The organism is Pseudomonas sp. GW821-FHT07F01, from assembly GCF_059418825.1.
The window spans coordinates 12015-35012 of sequence record NZ_JBWKQO010000006.1 but is presented as its reverse complement, the minus strand read 5'-3'; the positions used below and the strand labels follow the sequence as shown (position 1 = coordinate 35012).

General features: G+C 62.3%; 6 protein-coding genes. 1 reads left to right on the top strand and 5 read right to left on the bottom strand.

The window, feature by feature from the left end:
* Positions 1-5: 5 nt before the first annotated feature.
* From AC07R1_RS22000 to AC07R1_RS21980, 5 genes are all read right to left on the bottom strand, one after another.
* Complete coding sequence (locus AC07R1_RS22000; RefSeq protein ID WP_015633677.1) at positions 6-1043, bottom strand: ABC transporter substrate-binding protein; 1038 nt, start codon at positions 1041-1043, stop codon at positions 6-8.
* 27 nt (positions 1044-1070) lie between these two features.
* Positions 1071-1958: a TauD/TfdA dioxygenase family protein gene (locus AC07R1_RS21995; RefSeq protein ID WP_011058518.1), complete on the bottom strand. Its 888-nt coding sequence runs from the start codon at positions 1956-1958 to the stop codon at positions 1071-1073.
* A gap of 283 nt (positions 1959-2241) precedes the next feature.
* A complete protein-coding gene (locus AC07R1_RS21990; RefSeq protein WP_011058517.1) occupies positions 2242-3609 on the bottom strand; it encodes an HlyD family type I secretion periplasmic adaptor subunit in 1368 nt (455 codons plus the stop codon).
* On the bottom strand, positions 3599-5752 hold the full coding sequence (locus AC07R1_RS21985) for a type I secretion system permease/ATPase (RefSeq protein WP_011058516.1): 2154 nt from the start codon (positions 5750-5752) through the stop codon (positions 3599-3601). The genes AC07R1_RS21990 and AC07R1_RS21985 overlap by 11 nt, the downstream gene beginning before the upstream one ends.
* A 38-nt stretch (positions 5753-5790) precedes the next feature.
* Positions 5791-7143 carry a TolC family outer membrane protein gene (locus tag AC07R1_RS21980; protein ID WP_011058515.1) on the bottom strand — a complete coding sequence of 451 codons (1353 nt, stop codon included), beginning with the start codon at positions 7141-7143 and terminating at the stop codon, positions 5791-5793.
* A gap of 361 nt (positions 7144-7504) precedes the next feature.
* On the opposite strand from AC07R1_RS21980, the gene AC07R1_RS21975 reads away from it, so the two are divergent.
* Positions 7505-22864: a LapA family giant adhesin gene (locus tag AC07R1_RS21975; protein ID WP_495110938.1), complete on the top strand. Its 15360-nt coding sequence runs from the start codon at positions 7505-7507 to the stop codon at positions 22862-22864.
* Positions 22865-22998 lie beyond the last annotated feature (134 nt).

The following is a 22998-nucleotide window of genomic DNA, read 5'->3' as shown; positions in this document are numbered from 1 at the left end:
GGCGATCAGCTCCCCTGCAACGGTTTGGCATCCTGGAAGAAGTAGTCCTTCCACGACTCGGGCTTGTTCTTGATCGCACCGACCCGGTAGAGGAATTCCGCCAGTGGGTAGGTGTTTTTCGGTGTCACGCTGAACTCGAACTGCGGGTTGTCGATGATCTTCAGCAAAGCGGCGCGGTCGATCTTGGCCTTGGTCACGCGCAGGTAGGTATCGGCGGCTGCGCCCTTGTCGTGCTGGGCGAACTCGGCCGCTTCGGCCAGCGCTTCGACGAAGGCCTTGTAGGTCTTGGGGTTGTCGTTGCGGAATTTCTCGGTGGCGAACAGCACCGTCGGTGAGTTGGGCCCCAGCAGGTCGTAGGTATTGAGCACCACGTGCACATTGGGGTTCTCCAGGGCCTGGTCCTGGAATGGCGGGTTGGAGAAGTGCCCGGTCAGCTCGGTGCCGCCGGCAATCAGCGCGGCGGTGGCGTCCGGGTGGGGAACGGCGATGGTGTACTTGTCCAGGCGATTGAATTCCTTGTCGCCCCATTGCTTGGCGGCGGCGTATTGCAGGAAGCGCGACTGCACCGAGACCCCCACCGCCGGTACCGCAATGCGGTCCTTTTCGGTGAAGTCGGCGATGGTCTTGACCTTGGGATTGTTGCTCACCAGGTAGTAGGGAAAGTTACCCAGAGAGGCTACGGCCTTGACGTTTTGCCGGCCGTGGGTGCGATCCCAGATGGTCAGCAGCGGCCCGACGCCGGCCCCGGCAATGTCGATGGAGCCCGACAGCAGCGCGTCGTTGACCGCCGCGCCGCCGGACAGCTGGGTCCAGTCGACCTTGATGTCGATGCCCTGCTCCTTGCCGTGCTTTTCGATCAGGTTCTGGTCGCGCACCACATTGAGCAGCAGGTAGACGATACCGAACTGTTCAGCGATGCGGATCTCGCCTTCGGCCTGGGCCGGCGCAGGCGCAACCAGGCTGCCGGCCAGCAGGCTGAAACCCAGGCCGATGGCCGTGGCCAGTCTGCCGAGGCGGGGAATGAAGGGAATGGATAAGGACATGCTGGTTCTCCTGCCGTGCCTGGCTGATCAGTAAGGGGCGTCGCCCTGGATGGTGGTGCGATACAGCTTGCGGCGCAGATGGCTCGGGCAACCGGCGGCCAGGTGGATCAGCGAGCGGTTGTCCCAGAACACCAGGTCGTGGGGCTGCCATTGATGGCGGTAGATGTTGTCCGGCAGCACGCTGTGGGCATACAGCTCGGCCAGCAACTGGGCGCTTTCGTCTTCCGGCAGGCCAACGATGCGGGTGGTGAAGCCCTCGCTGACGAACAACGCCTTGCGGCCGTTTTCCGGGTGAGTGCGCACGACTGGGTGCACCACCTCGGCGACCTGGGCCAGTTGCTCCGGGGTCAGGGTCGGGCGCCAGTTGCCCTCGAACTTGGTCTCGCTGTAGCGCGCCGTATAGGAGTGGGCGGCGCTGCGCCCCTCGACCGCCTTGCGCAGCGCCTCGGGCAAGTTGTCCCAGGCCTGGTGCATGTTGGCGAACAGGGTGTCGCCCCCTTCGGCTGGCAGTTCCTGGGCGTGCAGCATCGAGCCCAGGCTCGGCAGTTCCTTGTAGGAGAGGTCCGAGTGCCAGAACTTGCCGGCGTCCCCCAGGCCGATGGACTGGCCGTTCTCGATGATGTTGGAAACGATGAGGATTTCCGGGTGCCCGGCCAGCAGGAACTGCTTGAGCACATGAATCTGCAACACACCGAAGCGACGGCTGAAGGCAATCTGCTGTTCGGGGCTGATGCGCTGGTCGCGGAACACCACTACGTGATGGTCCAGGTGGGCGCGGTGGATGCGGGCGAAGTCCTGGTCGTTGACTGGCCGGGACAGGTCGAGGCCGACGATCTCGGCGCCTACAGCCCCATTCAAGGGCCGGATTTCGAAAGCTTGTGCGGCAATGGAGGCGGCACTGGCTGATGCAGACATGACTGAAACTCCCGCGCAGGCGCGCCCAGGGCGCGCGCGTCGATCAGAAACTCACGGAGATCCCGTGTGGGTTCATTTCGTGCGGCGCGCCGATTGGTCGGCAGGTACGCAGGGAGTCAACTTTATAGATATAAGAAAACGAATTTAAATACCGTTAGTGAATAACGATATGTTGATTCAACCGATGGACCGCTTGGGGACGGCACGCCGACGAAGGCGCTCTCAAGGCCCCTTCGCTGGCAAGCCAGCTCCTACAAGGCTGGCAGGTGGTTTCTTACATGGATCAACGTTCGTGCAGGGCTTCGGCGCGGGCGCGGATGATCGGCTTGAGCAGGTAGCTGAGGATGCTTTTCTTGCCGGTGATGATGTCCACCGAGGCCACCATCCCGGGGATGATCAGCAGCGGCTTTTCATCGGTGCCCAAGTGGCTGCGGTCGGTGCGCAGCTTGATCATGTAGTAGGTGGTCTTCTTGTCTTCATCGGTGATGGTATCGGCGCCGATCTGTTCCAGGCGGGCCTTGAGGCCACCGTAGATGGTGTAGTCATAGGCGCTGAACTTGACCACCGCTTCCTGCCCCGGGTGCAGGAAGGCGATGTCCTGGGGACGGATCTTGGCTTCCACCAGCAGGGTGTCGTCCAGGGGGACGATTTCCACCATGTCGCTGCCCGGCTGGATCACCCCGCCGATGGTGTTGACCATCAGCTGCTTGACGATACCGCGTACCGGCGAGGTCACCAGGGTGCGGCTGACCCGGTCTTCCAGGGCCTTGCCGGTGGCGCTGGCCTTGTTCAGTTCGGTGCGCGCTTCGTTGAGCTGGGTCAGGGCCTCGCTGCGGAACTTGCCGCGGGTTTCATCGATCTTGCGCTGCACTTCCTTGATCGCCGATTCGGCGCGAGGGATCGCCAGGGTGGTGGCGTCCAGCTGGCCACGGGTTTCCACCTCGGCACGCTTGAGCCGCAGCACTTCCACCGGCGACACCGCGCCCTGGGCCACCAGCGGCTCGGACATGGCGATTTCCTGGCGCTGCAGGCCCAGTTGCTGGCGGTATTGCGCCTGCTTGGAGGTGAACTCGCGCAGTTCCTGCTGCTTCTGGATCAGCTGTTCCTGGAGGCCACCGATCTCGTCATGCAGTTGCTGGCGACGGCTCTGGTACAGGGATTTCTCACTGGCCGCCTGGCCCGGCGCTTCCTTGACCGCCTCAGCGGGGAAATTCAGCTCGCGTTCATCCACCTCGGCGCTCAGGCGCTCGACCCGCAGCAGCATGGACAGGCGCACGGTCTCGGTCTCGCCGACGTTGGACTGGAAGCGCGTGTCGTCGAGGCGAATCAGCGGCGCGCCGGCTTCGACTATCTGGCCTTCCTTGACGTACAGCTCGGAGACGATGCCGCCTTCCAGGTTCTGGATCTTCTGCAGCTTGGAGGAAGGAATCGCCTTGCCCTCGCCCTTGGTTACCTCGTCGATCACCGCGAAGTTGGCCCACAGCACCAGGAACAGGAAGAACGCGATGATGCCCCAGATGGTCAGGCGGATAACCCGCGGCGCATCTTCGATCAGTGCCTTGTTGACCTCGGGCAGCGGCTGCCCCTGGAGCGAATCGGTGCCTTTGAAATAGCGACGGATCGAGTCCTTGAATCCCGACTTAAGCAACACTGATCTGCCCCTTCTTCAACGCTTCCATCACCACCGCTTTCGGGCCATCGGCCAGGATTTGTCCACGGTCCACCACCAACAGCCGGTCCACCAGCGACAGCAACGACGCCCGGTGGGTGACCAGTACCACGGTCTTGCTCTGCACCACCGCCTCCAGGCGCTGTTTCAAGCGCTCTTCGCCGGTGTTGTCCATGGCGCTGGTGGGCTCGTCGAGCAGCAGGATCTGTGGGTTGAGCAACAGCGCGCGAGCCAGGGCGACGTTCTGCCGCTGGCCACCGGAAAGGTTCTGCCCGCGCTCGCCCACCTGCAATTCATAGCCCTGTGGGTGCAGCCTGGCGAACTCATGGACCCCCGCCAGTTCCGCAGCCTGCAGTACCAGTTCGTCCTCGACGTAGCGGGCACCGGAGGTCAGGTTGTCACGCAGGGTACCGGCCAGCAGCTGGATGTCCTGGGGCACGTAGCCGATGTTGTGACGCAGTTCGCTGACGTCGATCTGGCGGATGTCCACACCGTCTACCAGCAGGGCCCCGGAATCCGGCTGGTAGAGCCCCACCAGCAGCTTGGCCAGGGAGCTCTTGCCGGAGCCGCTGCGGCCGATGATGCCGACCTTTTCCCCCGGCTTGATCATCAGGTTGATGTTCTTCAGCGCCGGGTTCTGCTGCCCCGGGTAGGTAAAGCTCAGTTGCCGACACTCGATGGCACCCTGCAGCACGCTGCGGCTCAGGGGGCGCTCGTCGAAATTGCGCTCCTGGGGCAGCTCCATCATCTGGTCCACGGAGGTCATGGTGACCCGCGCCTGCTGGTAGCGGGTCAGCAGCCCGGACAGCGAAGCCAGCGGGCTCAGGGCCCGACCGCTGAGCATGTAGCAGGCGATCAGGCCGCCCATGCTGAGGTTGCCGTCGATGATCTGGTACACGCCGAAGATGATCATGATCACCCCGGCCAGTTGCTGGATCAGCAAGGTGATGTTCATTGCCAGGCTGGACAGCATCTTCACCCGCAGCTCAAGCCGGCTGAGGGTGCCGATGGTCTGCTCCCACTGGTACTGGCGCTCGCTCTCGGCGTTGTTGACCTTGACCGCGTCCAGCCCGGCCAGGGTCTCGATCAGGCTCGACTGGCGCTCGGCGCCCAGGGCCATGGTCTTTTCCATGGTCGCCACCAGGGGCTTCTGCAGGGCATAGCCGATGCACAGGGCAATCGGGAAGGCCAGCACCGGAATCCACACCAGATGCCCGCCAAGGATGGCGATCACCAGGAAGATCAGCAGGGTGAACGGCAGGTCGATCAGGCTGGTGAGGGTCAGGGATGCGAGAAAGTCTCGCAGGCTCTGAAACTCATGGATGTTCTGGGCGAAGCTGCCGACCCGTGCCGGGCGGTACTTCATGGCCATGCCGACGATGCGCTCGAACAGCGTGGCGGAAATGATCAGGTCGGTCTTCTTTCCCGCCAGGTCCAGGCACAAGCTGCGCAGGCCCTTGAGGATCAGGTCGAAGATGTAGGCGCCGATGATGCCGATGGACAGCACCCACAGGGTCGAGGTGGCCTGGTTCGGCACCACCCGGTCATAGACGTTCATCACGAACAATGGCGCGGCCATGGCGATGATGTTGATCAGCAGGCTCGCGGCAATGGCGTCGGCATACAGCCAGCGCGAGCGCTTGAGGGTGTCGCGGAACCAGGAACGGGCGCGGGGGATCAGCGACCCGTGGTTGACGTCGAACTTGTGCTGGGGCTGGGCGAAGAACACCTGGCCGCTGTAATCGTCGGCCAGCAACTGGCGGTCGACACAGACTTCGCCGCCATCGCTTTCGCTGAGCAGCAGCCGCGCCTGGTCTTCACCCTGCCAGCCCAGCAGCACCGCGCTGCGACCGTCCTTGAGCAGCAACAGGGCGGGCATGGCGATGGCTGGAATCTGTTCGAGCTTGCGCCGCAGCACCCGGCCCTGCAGCCCGGCCCGGGCCGCGGCCCGAGGCAGCAGCTCGGCGCTCAGGCGCTGGGATGGCAAGGGCAGGCCGGTGGTCAGCATCGCCGCACTGGCGGGCTTCTGGTGCAGGAAGCAGAGGGTCAGCAAACCATCCAGAAGGGGATCGTCATGCATGCCGCGTGGATCATGACTGAGTTGCACACTGACTTCTGATTCCACGCTCGACACTCTTGACTGGCTGGTTGGATGAAATTAGCTCAATTCATCCCGGGCAGCTGGACCTTGGGCTTCACATCGCTTTGCACGACGGAGGCCATAGGTGCCACCACTCCCTGGCTTTTGAGCAACTCGCCCATGGTCGCCTTGATTCGATATTGAGTAAATAACTGAATGTTCTGGATCTCGGCCAGGCGCCGGGAGGCGGTGAACAACTCGTTTTCACTGTCGAGCAAGTCCAGCAGGGTACGTTCACCCAGGCTGAACTGCTTCTGGTAGGCGGTCCGCACGCTGGTGCTGTGATCCACATATTGCTGGGCGATCGGCACCTGGGCGTTGGCGTTGTTCAAGGCGTTCCAGGCCAGGCCCAGTTCCTCGTTCAGCACCCGCAGGGCGTTGTTGCGGATATCCAGCGCCTGGTTGGACTGGTAGGCCTTGGACTCCAGGTCGGCCTTGTTGCTGCCGCCGGCGAACAGGTTGAAGCGCATGCGCAGCATGGCCTGCCATTCATTGTTGTGGCCGTTCTGGCCGTCCAGGTCGTTGTCGGCAGTACGCCCCAGCTCCGCGTCGAAGCGCGGATAGAACGCCGACTTGGCGGCATCGTACTGCTTCTCGGCAGCGACGATATCGGACTCGGCGGAACGCAGGATCGGGCTGTTTTCCAGCATCTGGTGCCGGGCCTCGTCGAGGTTGGCCGGCAACAGCGCCATAAAACTGGCAGGGCGTTCCAGCTGGTCCGGCATTTCTCCGACGGCACTCAGGTAGTTGGTCTGGGCGTCGGCGAGGTTGGTCTGCTCGGTGATCAGGTTGTTGCGGGCCTGGGCCATCCGCGCTTCAGCCTGGTCAAGGTCGGCGCCGCTACCCACGCCACGCTGGGTGCGCAGTTTGATCTGGTCGTATATACGCTCGTGATTGCGCAGGTTGTCTTCCGCCAGTTGCACGAATTGACGGCGGGTCAGCACATCCAGATAGACCTGGGCCACGGTCAGGGCCGTGCGCTCGGAGGTGCCCAGCAGGGAGTAGGCGCGGGAGTTGACGGTGGCTTGTTGACGCCCGACTTCGCTGGACGTGGCAAAACCGTCAAAAACCATCTGTTGCAGACGCAAACTTGACTCGCCGCGGTTCAAGGTTTCCCAGTGATTGCTGCCTGTACCCGCACGGGTCGTAGGGTTATCCGTCCCTTCACGACCATAGCCAGCTAACATGTCCACTCGTGGCAGATAGCCACCTTTGGCGGCTTTCAGCTGGTAGTCAGCAGCCAGACGGCTGTTCACGCCGGCTTGGATTTCCGGGTGCACATCCAGTGCTTTCTGCATGGCTTCAGGAAGGGTTTGAGCCTGCACAAAGCTGGCGGCTAAGGCAAAGGGCAGGGCCTTGAACAGATGAAAACGCATGGTAAGAATTTCCCTCGGACAGCGTGTCCAGAATCACGTCAGAACGTGGCACCACATCGATTTATTACAACCAAAACAACCGTCCGTCGGAAAGTTCAAACTAAGAACTGGTTCACATACTTCAAGTCAGGTTACCGCGTGAATATCAATGTGACATTAATTCGGCGATTGTTTAGGATGGCGTCCATAAGGTCAATAGTTTGGCATAAAGTTAATACCCAAAAAATATAGCCAAACTTTTGACGATAGATCTGTCAATTACCCGTTCCCAATTACACACCTAGTACGTCCTGACTGAGTTGCGGCCCGCGCCCAAGCCGGTACATGGAAGTCGACTGAGCGGTACACCGGAGAGTCCCCAATGAGCAGTGTTGTTGCCATCGTCAAAAGCATTGTCGGCCAAGTTTTCGTGGTTTCCCCGGAAGGGATCCGACGCGTACTCATTGAAGGGGACCGCCTGTTCGTGGGTGACCAGGTAGACACCGGCCCGGCCGGGGCCGTCACCCTGGAGTTGACCGACGGGCGTACTCTGGACCTGGGGCGTGACACCCAGTGGAGCGGTGCCGCACCGGACTCCAGCACGGACCTGGCACAGGCCACCGCTCAGGCCGCCCCTTCGGTGGCAGAACTGCAGCAGGCCATCGCCGCCGGCGCCGACCCGACCACCGACCTGGAAGCCACCGCCGCCGGCCCGACCGCCGCGGGGAATGGCGGCGCGGCCGGTGGTGGCCACAGTTTTGTGCAGTTGGAAGAGACTGCGGGCCGGGTCGACCCGACCATCGGTTTCCCCACCGCTGGCCTGGGGCTGGCCAACTCGACCCAGGACAACACCTTTGGCGGCCTGACCAACAATGGCGGCCTGGGCAATGGCAACGGCAATGGCAGCGGGAGTGACTCCCTGCGCCCGGCCACCCTGACCCTGGGCGCCACCCCAACCATTACCGAAGCCGGTGGCACCCTGGTGTACACCGCGACCCTGACCCAGGCGCCACTTACCGACCTGACTGTGACCCTGTCCAATGGCGCGGTCATCGTCATCAGCGCCGGCCAGACCACTGGCAGCGTGCAGGTGCCCCTTGCGCCCCAGGACAACGTCTATATCGACCCGGGCCAGATCAGCGTCAGCGTGACCGGCACCACCGGCGGTGGCGGCCTGCTGGTAACGGTCAACCCGACCCCGGCGGTCACCCAGGTCACCGACACCATCGACACCACCACCGTCAGCCTGACCGCTGATGCCAGCGTTACCGAGGGCGGGCAGATCACCTACACCGCCACCCTCACCAACCCGGCACAGACTCCGGTGACCATCACCCTGTCCAACGGCTCGGTGATCACTATCGAAGCGGGCAAGTCCAGTGGCTCGATCGACGTCCCGGCGCCAGCCAATGACGTCTACAAGAACGGCGAGACCATCGAAGTCGGTATCACCAAGGCTGAAGGCGGCAACTTCGAGAACCTGCAACCCAGCCCAGACAAAGCGGTCACCACCGTGACCGACAGCATCGACGACACCGGCCTGAGCCTGTCGGCCACCGATACCGTGGCCGAAGGCGGCTCCATCGTCTACACCGCGACCCTGACCAACCCTGCGGGCACCCCGGTCACCGTGACCCTGAGCAACGGCGCGGTAATCACCATCGCTGCCGGTGCCACTTCCGGTACTGCCACCGTCGCCGCCCCTGCCGATGACGTCTATAAAGACGCCGGCAAGGTTGAGGTCACCATCACCAAGGCCGATGGCGGCAATTTCGAAAAACTGGTCACCGACCCGGCTCCGGCAGTTACCGACGTCACAGACACTATCGATACTTCGACCGTCAGCCTGACCGCAACACCAAGCGTGGCTGAGGGTGGCACCGTCGTTTACACCGCATCGGTGACTGCGCCAGTGACCGGTTCGCCGGTCGTCGTCACTCTGTCCAACGGCCAGACCATCACCATCCCAGTGGGCGAGTCTTCCGGCAGCGTGAACTTCACCGCACCCAACGATGCGTTGGCGGGCGGTAGCTCCCTGAGCACCACTATCACTAAGGCGGACGGCGGTAACTACGAGAAGCTGGAAATCAGCGACAAGCCGGCAGAGACCTCGGTTACTGATACTCCGGATACAACGACCCTGAGCGTGACCGCCACCGATACCGTGGCCGAGGGTGGCTCCATCGTCTACACCGCCACCCTGACCAATGCCGCTGGTACTCCAGTCACCGTGACCCTCTCCAACGGCGCGGTGATCACCATCGCCGCTGGCGCTACTACCGGCACCACCACCGTCGCGGCCCCGGCGGATGACGTCTACAAGGACGCCGGCAAAGTCGAAGCCACCATTACCAAGGCCGAAGGCGGCAACTTCGAGAACCTGGAGACCAACCCGACTCCAGCCGTCACCGATGTCACGGACACCATCGACACCAGCACCGTTTCCCTGACTGCCACGCCGAGCGTCGCCGAAGGCGGCACTGTGGTTTACACCGCCTCGGTGACAGCGCCGGTAACCGGCTCGCCAGTCGTGGTGACCCTGTCCAACGGCCAGACCATCACCATCCCAGTGGGCGAGTCTTCCGGCAGCGTGAATTTCATCGCTCCCAACGATGCGTTGGCGGGCGGTAGCTCCCTGAGTACCACCATTACCAAGGCAGACGGCGGTAACTACGAGAAGCTGGAAATCAGCGACAAGCCGGCTGAAACCAGCGTTACCGATACCCCGGACACCACCACTCTGAGCCTCTCGGCTACTGAGTCTGTAGCTGAAGGCGGTTCGATCATCTACACCGCCACATTGACCAATGCCGCTGGTACTCCAGTCACCGTGACCCTGAGCAATGGTGCACTGATCACCATCGCTGCCGGTGCTACCTCGGGTACAGCGACCGTCGCGGCCCCGGCTGACGACGTGTACAAGGACGCCGGCAAAGTCGAAGCCACCATTACCAAGGCCGAAGGCGGCAACTTCGAGAACCTGGAGACCAACCCGACTCCAGCTGTGACTGATGTCACCGATACCATCGACACCAGCACCGTTTCCCTGACTGCCACGCCGAGCGTGGCTGAAGGCGGAACCGTGGTGTACACCGCCTCCGTGACCGCGCCAGTGACCGGTTCTCCAGTGGTCGTCACTCTGTCCAACGGTCAGACCATCACCATCCCAGTAGGTGAGTCGTCTGGCAGCGTGAATTTCACTGCTCCCAACGATGCATTGGCGGGCGGCAGTTCGCTCAGCACCACCATTACCAAAGCCGACGGTGGTAACTACGAGAAGCTGGAAATCAGCGACAAGCCGGCTGAAACCAGCGTGACCGATACCCCGGACACCACTACCCTGAGCCTGAGCGCTACCGAGTCCGTGGCCGAAGGTGGTTCGATTGTCTACACCGCGACCCTGACCAATGCTGCGGGTACGCCTGTTACTGTCACGCTCTCTAACGGCGCGGTGATCACCATCGCCGCTGGCGCCACTTCCGGTACTGCCACCGTCGCGGCCCCGGCGGATGACGTCTACAAAGATGCAGGCAAAGTCGAAGCCACCATTACCAAGGCCGAAGGCGGCAACTTCGAAAACCTGGAGACCAATCCAGCCCCGGCGGTAACCGATGTCACTGACACCATCGACACCAGCACCGTTTCCCTGACTGCCACGCCGAGCGTGGCTGAAGGTGGAACCGTGGTGTATACCGCCTCCGTGACTGCACCAGTGACCGGTTCTCCAATGGTCGTCACTCTGTCCAACGGTCAGACCATCACCATCCCGGTGGGTGAGTCTTCTGCCAGCGTAAACTTCACCGCGCCAAACGATGCCCTCGCTGGCGGCAGCTCCCTGAGCACCACCATCACTAAGGCCGACGGCGGCAACTACGAAAAACTGGAAGTCAGCGACAAGCCTGCCGAGACCTCGGTCACCGATACTCCGGACACCACCACTCTGAGCCTGAGTGCTACTGAGTCCGTGGCCGAAGGCGGTTCGATCATCTACACCGCAACACTGACCAACGCCGCTGGCACTCCGGTCACCGTGACCTTGAGTAACGGTGCCGTGATCACTATTGCTGCCGGTGCCACTTCGGGCACGGCAACCGTGGCCGCACCTGCCGATGACGTTTATAAGGACGCGGGCAAGGTCGAAGCCACCATCACTAAAGCCGAAGGCGGTAACTTCGAGAATCTGGAGACCAACCCGACTCCAGCTGTCACCGACGTCACAGACACGATCGATACGTCGACGGTCAGTCTGACCGCCACTCCGAATGTGGCTGAAGGCGGCACCGTCGTTTACACCGCATCGGTGACTGCGCCAGTGACCGGCTCCCCAGTCGTGGTGACCCTGTCCAACGGACAGACCATCACTATTCCGGTTGGCGAAAGCCAGGGCTCGGTGAACTTCACCGCGCCGAATGATGCCCTCGCTGGCGGCAGTTCCCTAAGCACCACCATCACCAAGGCGGATGGCGGTAACTACGAGAAGCTGGAGGTCAGCGACAAGCCCGCTGAAACCTCGGTAACTGACACACCAGACACCACCACTCTAAGCCTGAGCGCGACCGAGTCGGTGGCCGAAGGCGGCTCCATCGTCTACACCGCCACACTGACCAACGCCGCTGGCACTCCGGTCACCGTGACCTTGAGTAACGGTGCCGTGATCACTATTGCTGCCGGTGCCACTTCGGGCACGGCAACCGTGGCCGCACCTGCCGATGACGTTTATAAGGACGCGGGCAAGGTCGAAGCCACCATCACTAAAGCCGAAGGCGGTAACTTCGAGAATCTGGAGACCAACCCGACTCCAGCTATCACCGACGTCACAGACACGATCGATACGTCGACGGTCAGTCTGACCGCCACTCCGAATGTGGCTGAAGGCGGCACCGTCGTTTACACCGCATCGGTGACTGCGCCAGTGACCGGCTCCCCAGTCGTGGTGACCCTGTCCAACGGACAGACCATCACTATTCCGGTTGGCGAAAGCCAGGGCTCGGTGAACTTCACCGCGCCGAATGATGCCCTCGCTGGCGGCAGTTCCCTAAGCACCACCATCACCAAGGCGGATGGCGGTAACTACGAGAAGCTGGAGGTCAGCGACAAGCCCGCTGAAACCTCGGTAACTGACACACTAGACACTACAACCCTGAGCCTCTCGGCTACTGAGTCCGTGGCTGAAGGTGGTTCGATTGTCTACACCGCCACATTGACCAACGCTGCCGGTACTCCGGTCACCGTGACCTTGAGCAATGGTGCCGTGATCACTATTGCTGCCGGTGCCACCACGGGTACCACCACCGTGGCCGCACCTGCCGATGACGTCTACAAGGACGCCGGTAAAGTCGAAGCCACTATTACCAAGGCCGAAGGCGGCAACTTCGAGAACCTGGAGACCAATCCAGCTCCAGCAGTCACCGACGTGACTGACACCATCGACACTTCGACGGTCAGTCTGACTGCAACACCAAGCGTCGCCGAAGGCGGCACTGTGGTGTACACCGCCTCCGTGACTGCGCCAGTGACCGGTTCGCCGGTAGTCGTCACTCTGTCCAACGGTCAGACCATCACTATTCCGGTTGGCGAAAGCCAGGGCTCGGTAAACTTCACCGCACCCAACGATGCGTTGGCTGGCGGCAGCTCCCTGAGTACCACCATCACTAAGGCCGACGGCGGCAACTACGAGAAGCTGGAGGTCAGCGACAAGCCCGCTGAAACCTCGGTAACTGACACACCAGACACTACAACCCTGAGCCTCTCGGCTACTGAGTCTGTGGCTGAAGGCGGCTCCATCGTCTACACCGCCACCCTGACTAATGCCGCAGGTACTCCGGTCACCGTGACGCTGTCCAACGGCGCAGTGATCACCATCGCCGCAGGCGCCACTACCGGCACCACCACCGTCGCGGCCCCGGCGGATGATGTCTACAAAGACGCCGGCAAGGTTGAAGCCACCATTACCAAGGCCGAAGGCGGTAACTTCGAGAATCTGGAGACCAATCCAGCTCCAGCAGTCACCGACGTGACTGACACCATCGACACTTCGACGGTCAGTCTGACTGCAACACCAAGCGTCGCCGAAGGCGGCACTGTGGTGTACACCGCCTCCGTGACTGCGCCAGTGACCGGTTCGCCGGTAGTCGTCACTCTGTCCAACGGTCAGACCATCACCATTCCAGTGGGTGAGTCGTCCGCCAGCGTGAACTTCACTGCGCCCAACGATGCTCTGGCTGGTGGTAGTTCCCTGAGCACCACCATTACCAAAGCCGACGGCGGCAACTACGAGAAGCTGGAAGTTAGCGACAAGCCAGCCGAGACTTCGGTTACCGATACCCCGGACACCACCACTCTGAGCCTGAGCGCGACCGAGTCCGTGGCTGAAGGCGGTTCCATCGTCTACACCGCCACCCTGACTAATGCCGCAGGTACTCCGGTCACCGTGACCCTCTCCAACGGCGCAGTGATCACCATCGCTGCCGGTGCTACCTCAGGCACAGCGACCGTCGCCGCGCCAGCCGATGACGTCTACAAGGACGCCGGCAAGGTCGAGGCAACGATCACCAAAGCCGAGGGTGGCAACTTCGAGAACCTGGAGACCAACCCGACTCCAGCCGTCACCGATGTCACTGACACCATCGATACCAGCACTGTTTCGCTGACAGCTACCCCTAATGTCGCCGAAGGCGGCACTGTGGTTTACACCGCGTCGGTCACCGCCCCCGTGACTGGTTCCCCGGTCGTAGTGACTCTGTCTAATGGCCAGACCATCACCATTCCAGTGGGCGAGTCGTCCGCCAGCGTCAACTTCACCGCGCCAAACGATGCGTTGGCGGGCGGCAGCTCCCTGAGCACCACCATCACCAAGGCGGATGGCGGTAACTACGAGAAGCTGGAAATCAGCGACAAGCCGGCTGAAACCTCGGTCACCGATACTCCTGACACTACAACTCTGAGCCTCTCGGCTACTGAGTCCGTGGCCGAAGGCGGCTCCATCGTCTACACCGCCACATTGACCAATGCAGCTGGCACTCCGGTCACTGTGACCCTGAGCAATGGCGCGGTAATCACCATCGCCGCCGGTGCCACTTCCGGTACTGCCACCGTCGCCGCTCCGGCTGACGATGTGTACAAAGACGCCGGTAAAGTCGAAGCCACCATTACCAAGGCCGAAGGCGGTAACTTCGAGAACCTGGAGACCAATCCAGCCCCGGCGGTGACTGATGTCACTGACACGATCGATACGTCGACTGTCAGTCTGACCGCAACTCCAAGCGTGGCTGAGGGTGGCATTGTTGTTTACACCGCGTCGGTGACCGCGCCAGTAACCGGCTCGCCGGTCGTGGTCACTCTGTCCAACGGACAGATCATCACCATTCCGGTGGGCGAGTCGTCCGCCAGCGTCAACTTCACCGCGCCAAACGACGCTCTGGCTGGGGGCAGTTCGCTCAGCACGACCATTACCAAAGCCGACGGTGGCAACTACGAAAAACTGGAGGTCAGCGACAAGCCGGCTGAAACCTCGGTAACTGACACACCAGACACTACAACCCTGAGCCTCTCGGCTACTGAGTCTGTAGCTGAAGGCGGTTCGATCATCTACACCGCCACATTGACCAATGCCGCTGGTACTCCAGTCACCGTGACCCTGAGCAACGGCGCAGTGATCACCATCGCTGCCGGTGCTACCTCGGGTACCGCGACCGTCGCCGCGCCAGCTGATGATGTCTACAAAGACGCTGGTAAAGTCGAAGCCACCATCACTAAAGCCGAAGGCGGTAACTTCGAGAACCTGGAGACCAATCCAGCCCCGGCAGTCACCGACGTCACAGACACGATCGATACGTCGACGGTCAGTCTGACCGCAACACCAAGCGTGGCTGAGGGTGGCATTGTTGTTTACACCGCGTCGGTCACTGCTCCGGTAACCGGCTCGCCAGTGGTGGTGACCCTGTCCAACGGACAGACCATCACCATTCCAGTGGGTGAATCGTCCGGCAGCGTGAACTTCACCGCACCCAACGATGCGTTGGCGGGCGGTAGCTCCCTGAGCACCACCATCACTAAGGCCGACGGCGGCAACTACGAAAAACTGGAAGTCAGCGACAAGCCCGCTGAAACCTCCGTCACCGATACCCCGGACACCACCACTTTGAGCCTGAGCGCTACCGAGTCCGTGGCCGAAGGCGGTTCGATTGTCTACACCGCCACTCTGACCAACGCAGCCGGCACCCCAGTAACCGTGACTCTGTCCAACGGCGCAGTGATCACCATTGCTGCCGGTGCTACCTCGAGCACAGCGACCGTCGCAGCCCCTGCCGATGACGTCTACAAAGACGCCGGCAAGGTTGAAGCCACCATTACCAAGGCCGAAGGCGGTAACTTCGAGAATCTGGAGACCAATCCAGCCCCGGCGGTAACTGATGTCACTGACACTATCGACATCAGCACTGTTTCCCTGACTGCTACGCCGAGCGTGGCTGAAGGCGGAACCGTGGTTTACACCGCCTCCGTGACCGCACCAGTAACCGGCTCGCCGGTCGTAGTGACCCTGTCCAACGGCCAGACCATTACCATTCCGGTGGGTGAGTCGTCCGCCAGCGTCAACTTCACCGCGCCAAACGATGCCCTCGCTGGCGGCAGCTCCCTGAGCACCACCATCACCAAGGCGGATGGTGGTAACTACGAGAAGTTGGAAATCAGCGATAAGCCCGCTGAAACCTCGGTAACTGACACACCAGACACTACCACCCTGAGCCTCTCGGCTACTGAGTCCGTGGCCGAAGGCGGTTCGATTGTCTACACCGCCACATTGACCAATGCTGCCGGTACTCCGGTCACCGTGACCTTGAGTAACGGTGCCGTGATCACTATTGCTGCCGGTGCCACCACGGGTACCACCACCGTGGCCGCACCTGCCGATGACGTCTACAAGGACGCCGGTAAAGTCGAAGCCACTATTACCAAGGCCGAAGGCGGCAACTTCGAGAACCTGGAGACCAATCCAGCGCCAGCGGTGACTGATGTCACTGACACCATCGACACTTCGACTGTCAGTCTGACTGCAACACCAAGCGTGGCTGAGGGTGGCATTGTTGTTTACACCGCGTCGGTCACTGCTCCAGTAACCGGCTCGCCAGTCGTGGTGACCCTGTCCAACGGCCAGACCATCACCATCCCGGTGGGTGAGTCGTCCGCCAGCGTGAACTTCACCGCACCCAACGATGCCCTCGCTGGCGGCAGCTCCCTGAGCACTACCATCACCAAGGCGGATGGCGGTAACTACGAGAAGTTGGAAATCAGCGACAAGCCAGCCGAGACTTCGGTTACCGATACCCCTGACACCACCACTCTGAGCCTGAGCGCTACCGAGTCCGTGGCCGAAGGTGGTTCGATTGTCTACACCGCGACCCTGACTAATGCCGCTGGTACTCCAGTCACCGTGACCCTGAGCAACGGCGCAGTGATCACCATCGCCGCAGGCGCCACTACCGGCACCACCACCGTCGCGGCCCCGGCGGATGATGTCTACAAAGACGCCGGCAAGGTCGAAGCCACCATTACCAAGGCCGAAGGCGGTAACTTCGAGAACCTGGAGACCAATCCAGCCCCGGCAGTCACCGACGTCACAGACACGATCGATACGTCGACGCTCAGTCTGACCGCCACTCCGAATGTGGCTGAAGGCGGCACCGTCGTTTACACCGCATCGGTGACTGCGCCAGTAACCGGCTCCCCAGTCGTGGTGACCCTGTCCAACGGACAGACCATCACTATTCCAGTGGGCGAAAGCCAGGGCTCGGTGAACTTCACCGCGCCAAACGATGCCCTCGCTGGCGGCAGTTCGCTGAGCACGACCATTACCAAAGCCGACGGTGGCAACTACGAGAAGCTGGAAATTAGCGACAAGCCGGCTGAAACCTCCGTCACCGATACCCCGGACACCACCACTCTAAGCCTGAGCGCGACCGAGTCGGTGGCTGAAGGCGGCTCCATCGTCTACACCGCGACCCTGACCAACGCCGCCGGCACCCCGGTGACCGTGACGCTGTCCAACGGCGCAGTGATCACCATCGCAGCGGGTGCCACTACTGGCACCACCACCGTCGCGGCCCCGGCGGATGACGTCTACAAAGATGCAGGCAAAGTCGAAGCCACCATCACCAAGGCTGAGGGCGGCAACTTCGAGAATCTGGAAACCAATCCAGCGCCAGCGGTCACCGACGTTACCGATACCATCGACACCAGCACTGTTTCACTGACGGCTACCCCTAGCGTCGCCGAAGGCGGCAATGTGGTGTACACCGCTTCCGTGACTGCGCCAGTAACCGGCTCGCCGGTCGTAGTGACCCTGTCCAACGGACAGACCATCACCATTCCAGTGGGTGAATCGTCCGCCAGCGTGAACTTCACCGCACCCAACGATGCATTGGCGGGCGGCAGTTCGCTCAGCACGACCATTACCAAAGCCGACGGTGGTAACTACGAGAAGCTGGAAATTAGCGACAAGCCGGCTGAAACCTCGGTAACTGACACACCAGACACCACCACTCTGAGCCTGAGCGCTACCGAGTCGGTGGCCGAAGGCGGCTCCATCGTCTACACCGCCACCCTGACTAATGCCGCAGGTACTCCGGTCACCGTGACCCTCTCCAACGGCGCAGTGATTACTATCGCCGCCGGCGCCACCACGGGTACCACCACCGTGGCCGCACCTGCCGATGACGTGTACAAGGACGCAGGCAAGGTCGAAGCCACCATCACCAAGGCCGAGGGCGGCAATTTCGAGAAGCTGGTACCGAACACCACGCCGGCCGTGACTGACGTTACCGATACCATCGACAACTCCACCGTATCGCTGAAGGCCACGCCTTCGGCGGCCGAAGGTGGCAACGTCACTTACACCGCCACCGTCACTGCTCCAGTGACCGGCTCGCCTGTAGTCGTGACCCTGGCCAATGGCGAGAAGATCACCATCCCGGTTGGCGAAACCACCGGTTCGGTAAGCATCAGCGCGCCGAACGATGTGCTGGTCGGCCATACCCCGCTGACCAACTCCATCACCAATGTCAGCGGCGGTAACTACGAGAACCTGGTCGCCGACAAGACTCCGGTCAGCACCACCGTGACCGACACCGTCGACACCACCAGCGTCAGCCTGACTGCCACTGGCACCGTCGCTGAAGGCGGCCAGATCACCTACACCGCCACCCTGACCAACGCCGCCGGTACTCCGGTGACCGTGACCCTGAGCAACGGTGCGGTAATCACCATCGCCGCGGGCGCCACTACCGGCACCACCACCGTCGCGGCCCCGGCTGACGACGTGTACAAGGACGCAGGCAAGGTCGAAGCCACCATCACCAAGGCCGAGGGCGGCAATTTCGAGAAGCTGGTGCCGAACACCACGCCGGCCGTGACTGACGTTACCGACACCATCGACAACTCCACCGTGTCGCTCAAGGCCACGCCTTCGGCGGCCGAAGGTGGCAACGTCACCTACACCGCCACCGTCACTGCTCCAGTGACCGGCTCACCTGTAGTCGTGACCCTGGCCAATGGCGAGAAGATCACCATCCCGGTCGGCGAAACCACTGGTTCGGTAAGCATCAGTGCGCCTAACGATGTGCTGGTCGGCCATACCCCGCTGACCAACTCCATCACCAATGTCAGCGGCGGTAACTACGAGAACCTGGTCGCCGACAAGACTCCGGTCAGCACCACCGTGACCGATACGGTCGACACCACCAGCGTCAGCCTGACTGCCACTGGCACCGTCGCTGAAGGTGGCCAGATCACCTACACCGCCACCCTGACCAACGCCGCCGGCACTCCGGTGACCGTGACCCTGTCCAACGGTTCGGTGATCCATATCGAGGCCGGGAAAACCACCGGGACGGTCACCGTTGCGGCGCCGGCAGACGACGTCTACATCGACGCAGGCAAGGTCAACGCCACCATCACCAACGCCACTGGCGGCAACTTCGAGAAGCTGGTCACGGACACCACGCCAGCGGTGACCAACGTCACCGATACACTGGACACCACTTCGGTGGGTATCAGCGGCAGCGCCTCGGTCACCGAAGGCCAGACCGCCAGCTACACCGTGAGCCTGACTCACCCGGCGCAGACCGAAGTCACCCTGAAGATCAGCTACAGCGGCACCGCCACCGACGGTTCGGACTTCAGCGGCGTGTACACCGTGAAGATCCCGGCCGGCGCCAGCAGCGCCACCTTCAACGTCGCCACCATTGACGACAAGATCACCGAAGGCACCGAGAACTTCACGGTCAAGATCGACTCGGCCACTGGCGGCAACTTCGAGAACCTGGTGGTGGGCAGCAACAACAGCGTCACTACCTCGATCATCGATAACGACGCTCCGCCGGTCATCGACCTGGATGCCAACAACTCCAGCGGTGCTACCGGGGCCGACTACAAGGTCACCTTCACCGAAGGCACCACAGGCCCCGGCGTGTCGATCGCCGACACCGACCTGAGCATCACCGACCCGGACAGCACCCTGCTCACCGGCGCCACCATCGTGCTGACCAACCGCCAGCCGGGGGACTCGCTGAACCTGGGCAACAGCGTCAACGGCATCACCATCAATGCCAACAGCAAGGACGGTTCGATCACCCTGACCCTGTCGGGCAGCGCGACGCTGGCCGACTACATGCAGCAGATCAAGAACATCACCTTCACCAACAACAGTGAAGACCCGAGCACCACGCCACGGACCATCACCGTGACCGTGACCGACGGCGGCAACTACTCCAACGTCGCCACTACCACGGTCAACGTGGTGGCGGTGAACGACGCCCCAACCGCCACTGGCGGCGCCGTGACCGGCAACGAAGACACCCCGCTGGCACTGTCCTGGTCGAACTTCGGCGTCAGCGACGTCGACAGCCCGGCGTCCAGCCTCGGCGTGAAGATCACCCAGTTGCCCAGCGACGGCAAACTGCAATACCTGGACGGTTCGACCTGGAAGGATGTGGCCAACAACCAGACCTTCAGCAAGGCCGATATCGATGCCGGAAAACTGCGCTTCACACCGGACACCAACGAATCCGGAACCAATGGCTACGGCGGCAACGGCGTGGGCAACCAGCAGGCCGATTACGCCCAGATCAAGTTCCAGCCAACCGACGGCCAGGCCCTGGGCAACACCGGCACGGTGACCGTCGACATCACCCCGGTAGCCGATGCGCCGACCCTGAGCGTGGCCGGCAACAGCGTGAATTCGGTGGGCCTGCTCAAGGAAGTCTGGACCAACCTCAGCGGCCTGGGCACCGACGGCAGCGGCGCTTCCGCCAGCACTCTGAAATCGGTGATCGACGCTGCCGGCACACCCAACAGCAGCAGCCTGGCGACCAACGTCCAGTCCGACGGCAACATCACGCCGGGCACCGCGTCGAAGACCTCAGGCCTGATCTACCTGGAAGCAGGCAAGGCCTATACCTTCTCCGGCACCGGCGACGACAGCCTGCTGGTGACCATCGGCGGCAAGAACGTGGCCAGCACCACCTGGGGCGCGGGCGGTAACCTCAACGGTACTTTCACCCCGACCACCAGCGGCTACTACACCATCGATATCTACCACCACAACCAGAGCGGCCCGGGCTCCTACGACGTCAACCTCTCGGTCAACGGCGGGGCTGCGGTGGACCTGAGCAACGCCGGCGTGCCGCTGTACACCGGCGTCACCGACCTGACCAACGCCGGAGTCTCGGTGTCCGACCTGCACGGCACCAACGGCGAAGGCTACTACGACGGCTACAAGCTCAACGAGGGCGGCGAAGGCGGCAGCGTGCATCTGTCGAAGATCACCACCGGCCTGACCGATACCGACGGCTCGGAAACCCTCAGCGTGAAGATCAGCGGCATTCCGGCAGGCTCGGTGCTCAGCGATGGCGCCGGGCACACCTTCACCGCCACCGCGACTTCCGGTGAAGCCAACGTCACCGGCTGGAACCTGGGCAACCTGACGGTCACGCCGCCGCCGTACTACAACGGCACCTTCAACCTGAACGTGACCTCGACCTCCACCGAGTCCCTGGGCGGCTCTGCCAGCACTTCGGCGCAGATCCCGGTCAAGGTCTACCCGGCGGTCTACAACTCGGTGGTCGCCACTTCCGGCGACGACACCGTTACCGGCACCGATGGCAACGACATCGTGGTTGCCGACATCGGCGGCCTGACCGTGGTCCCGGGCACCAACTACAACATCGCCTTCATGGTGGACAGCTCGGGCAGCATGAGCAGCGCCTCGATCACCGCGGCCAAGAACTCCCTGACCTCGGTGTTCAATACCCTGAAGAACAGCATCGGCGGCAGCAGCTCGGGGACGGTGAACATCTTCCTCGCCGACTTCGATACCCAGGTCAACAAGTCGGTGTCGGTTAACCTCAACGACCCGACCGCCCTGGCCCAGCTCAAGGCGGTGCTGGACTCGATGACGTCCGGCGGCGGTACCAACTACGAAGACGTGTTCAAGGCCACGGCCAACTTCTTCCAGAGCAGCCAGGCCACCGGCAACAGCAACGCCACCAACCTGACCTACTTCATCACCGACGGTAAGCCGACCTACTACCAGAGCGGCGAGCAGACCAACCCGACGCTGTACGGCAACGTGCGCCTCGACGATGTGGTGACCACCAGCAACTACAAGCTGGGGGATACCTTCGGCAAGTACCTCGACAACTCTCACTACCTGAGCGTCGCCAGCGACGGCACGACGATCCTGCAGACCAACAATGGCTGGGGCTGGAGCAGCAAGACCCTGGGCACCCTGCACGCCCAGGGCGACGGTACCTACGAGCTGTCGAACCTGGCCGGCTCCGGCAGCAGCACCGACTACTACACCACCACCAACTCCAACAGCGGCTTTGCCCTGCTCAGCGGCCTGTCGAACGTCGAAGCCATCGGCATCAACAGTGGTGTCAGCCTCAACGACCTCAAGCCTTACGACAGCGACGGCAAGCCGCAGACCAACATCGACCCGAACGACCTGGCCAACTCGATCATCGGCCACACCGAAGCGACCATGCCGGGGGCCGACAAGGTCAGCGGCGGCGACGGCAACGACATCCTGTTCGGCGACCTGGTGAGCTTCAACGGCGTCGCAGGCGAGGGCTACCAGGCCATGCAGGCCTATGTGGCCAAGCAGACCGGGGTCGACGTGAGCAAGGTCACCACCAGCAACGTGCACCAGTACATCACCGAGCACTACACCGAGTTCGATGTGTCTGGCAGCCACGACGGCAACGACACTCTGCTGGGCGGTGCCGGCAATGACATTCTCTTCGGCCAGGGCGGCAACGACCTGCTGGACGGCGGCAAGGGCAATGACATCCTGCTGGGGGGAACCGGCAACGACACCCTGATCGGTGGCCAGGGCAACGATATCCTGATCGGCGGTTCGGGTGCCGACACCTTCGTCTGGAAGGCCGGCGACACCGGCAACGACGTGATCAAGGACTTCAAGGCCAGCGAAGGCGACCGCATCGACCTGCGTGACTTGCTGCAGGGCGAGAGCGCCAGCACCATCGACAACTTCCTCAAGATCACCACCGTGGACGGGGTCTCGACCCTGCAGGTCAGCTCCGAGGGCAAGCTCAACGCCGCCGGGGGCCTGGCCAACGCCGACGTGACGATCAAGCTGGAAGGCAACAACTGGTCCAACGCCAACATCAATTCGTTGATCGCCGGCAGCGACCCGACCATCAAGATCGATCACAACAACAGCTGACCGGTCCCTAGCGGCCACCCCCCAGGGTGGTCGCCGGGCCCCGGCAGGCAGCCCGCGGCGTGACGAGCGCCGCGGCGCACCGCATACTCGCGCTCTGAATGCTGCGTTGGCCTATGCTGCTGCCTGCCTGACGC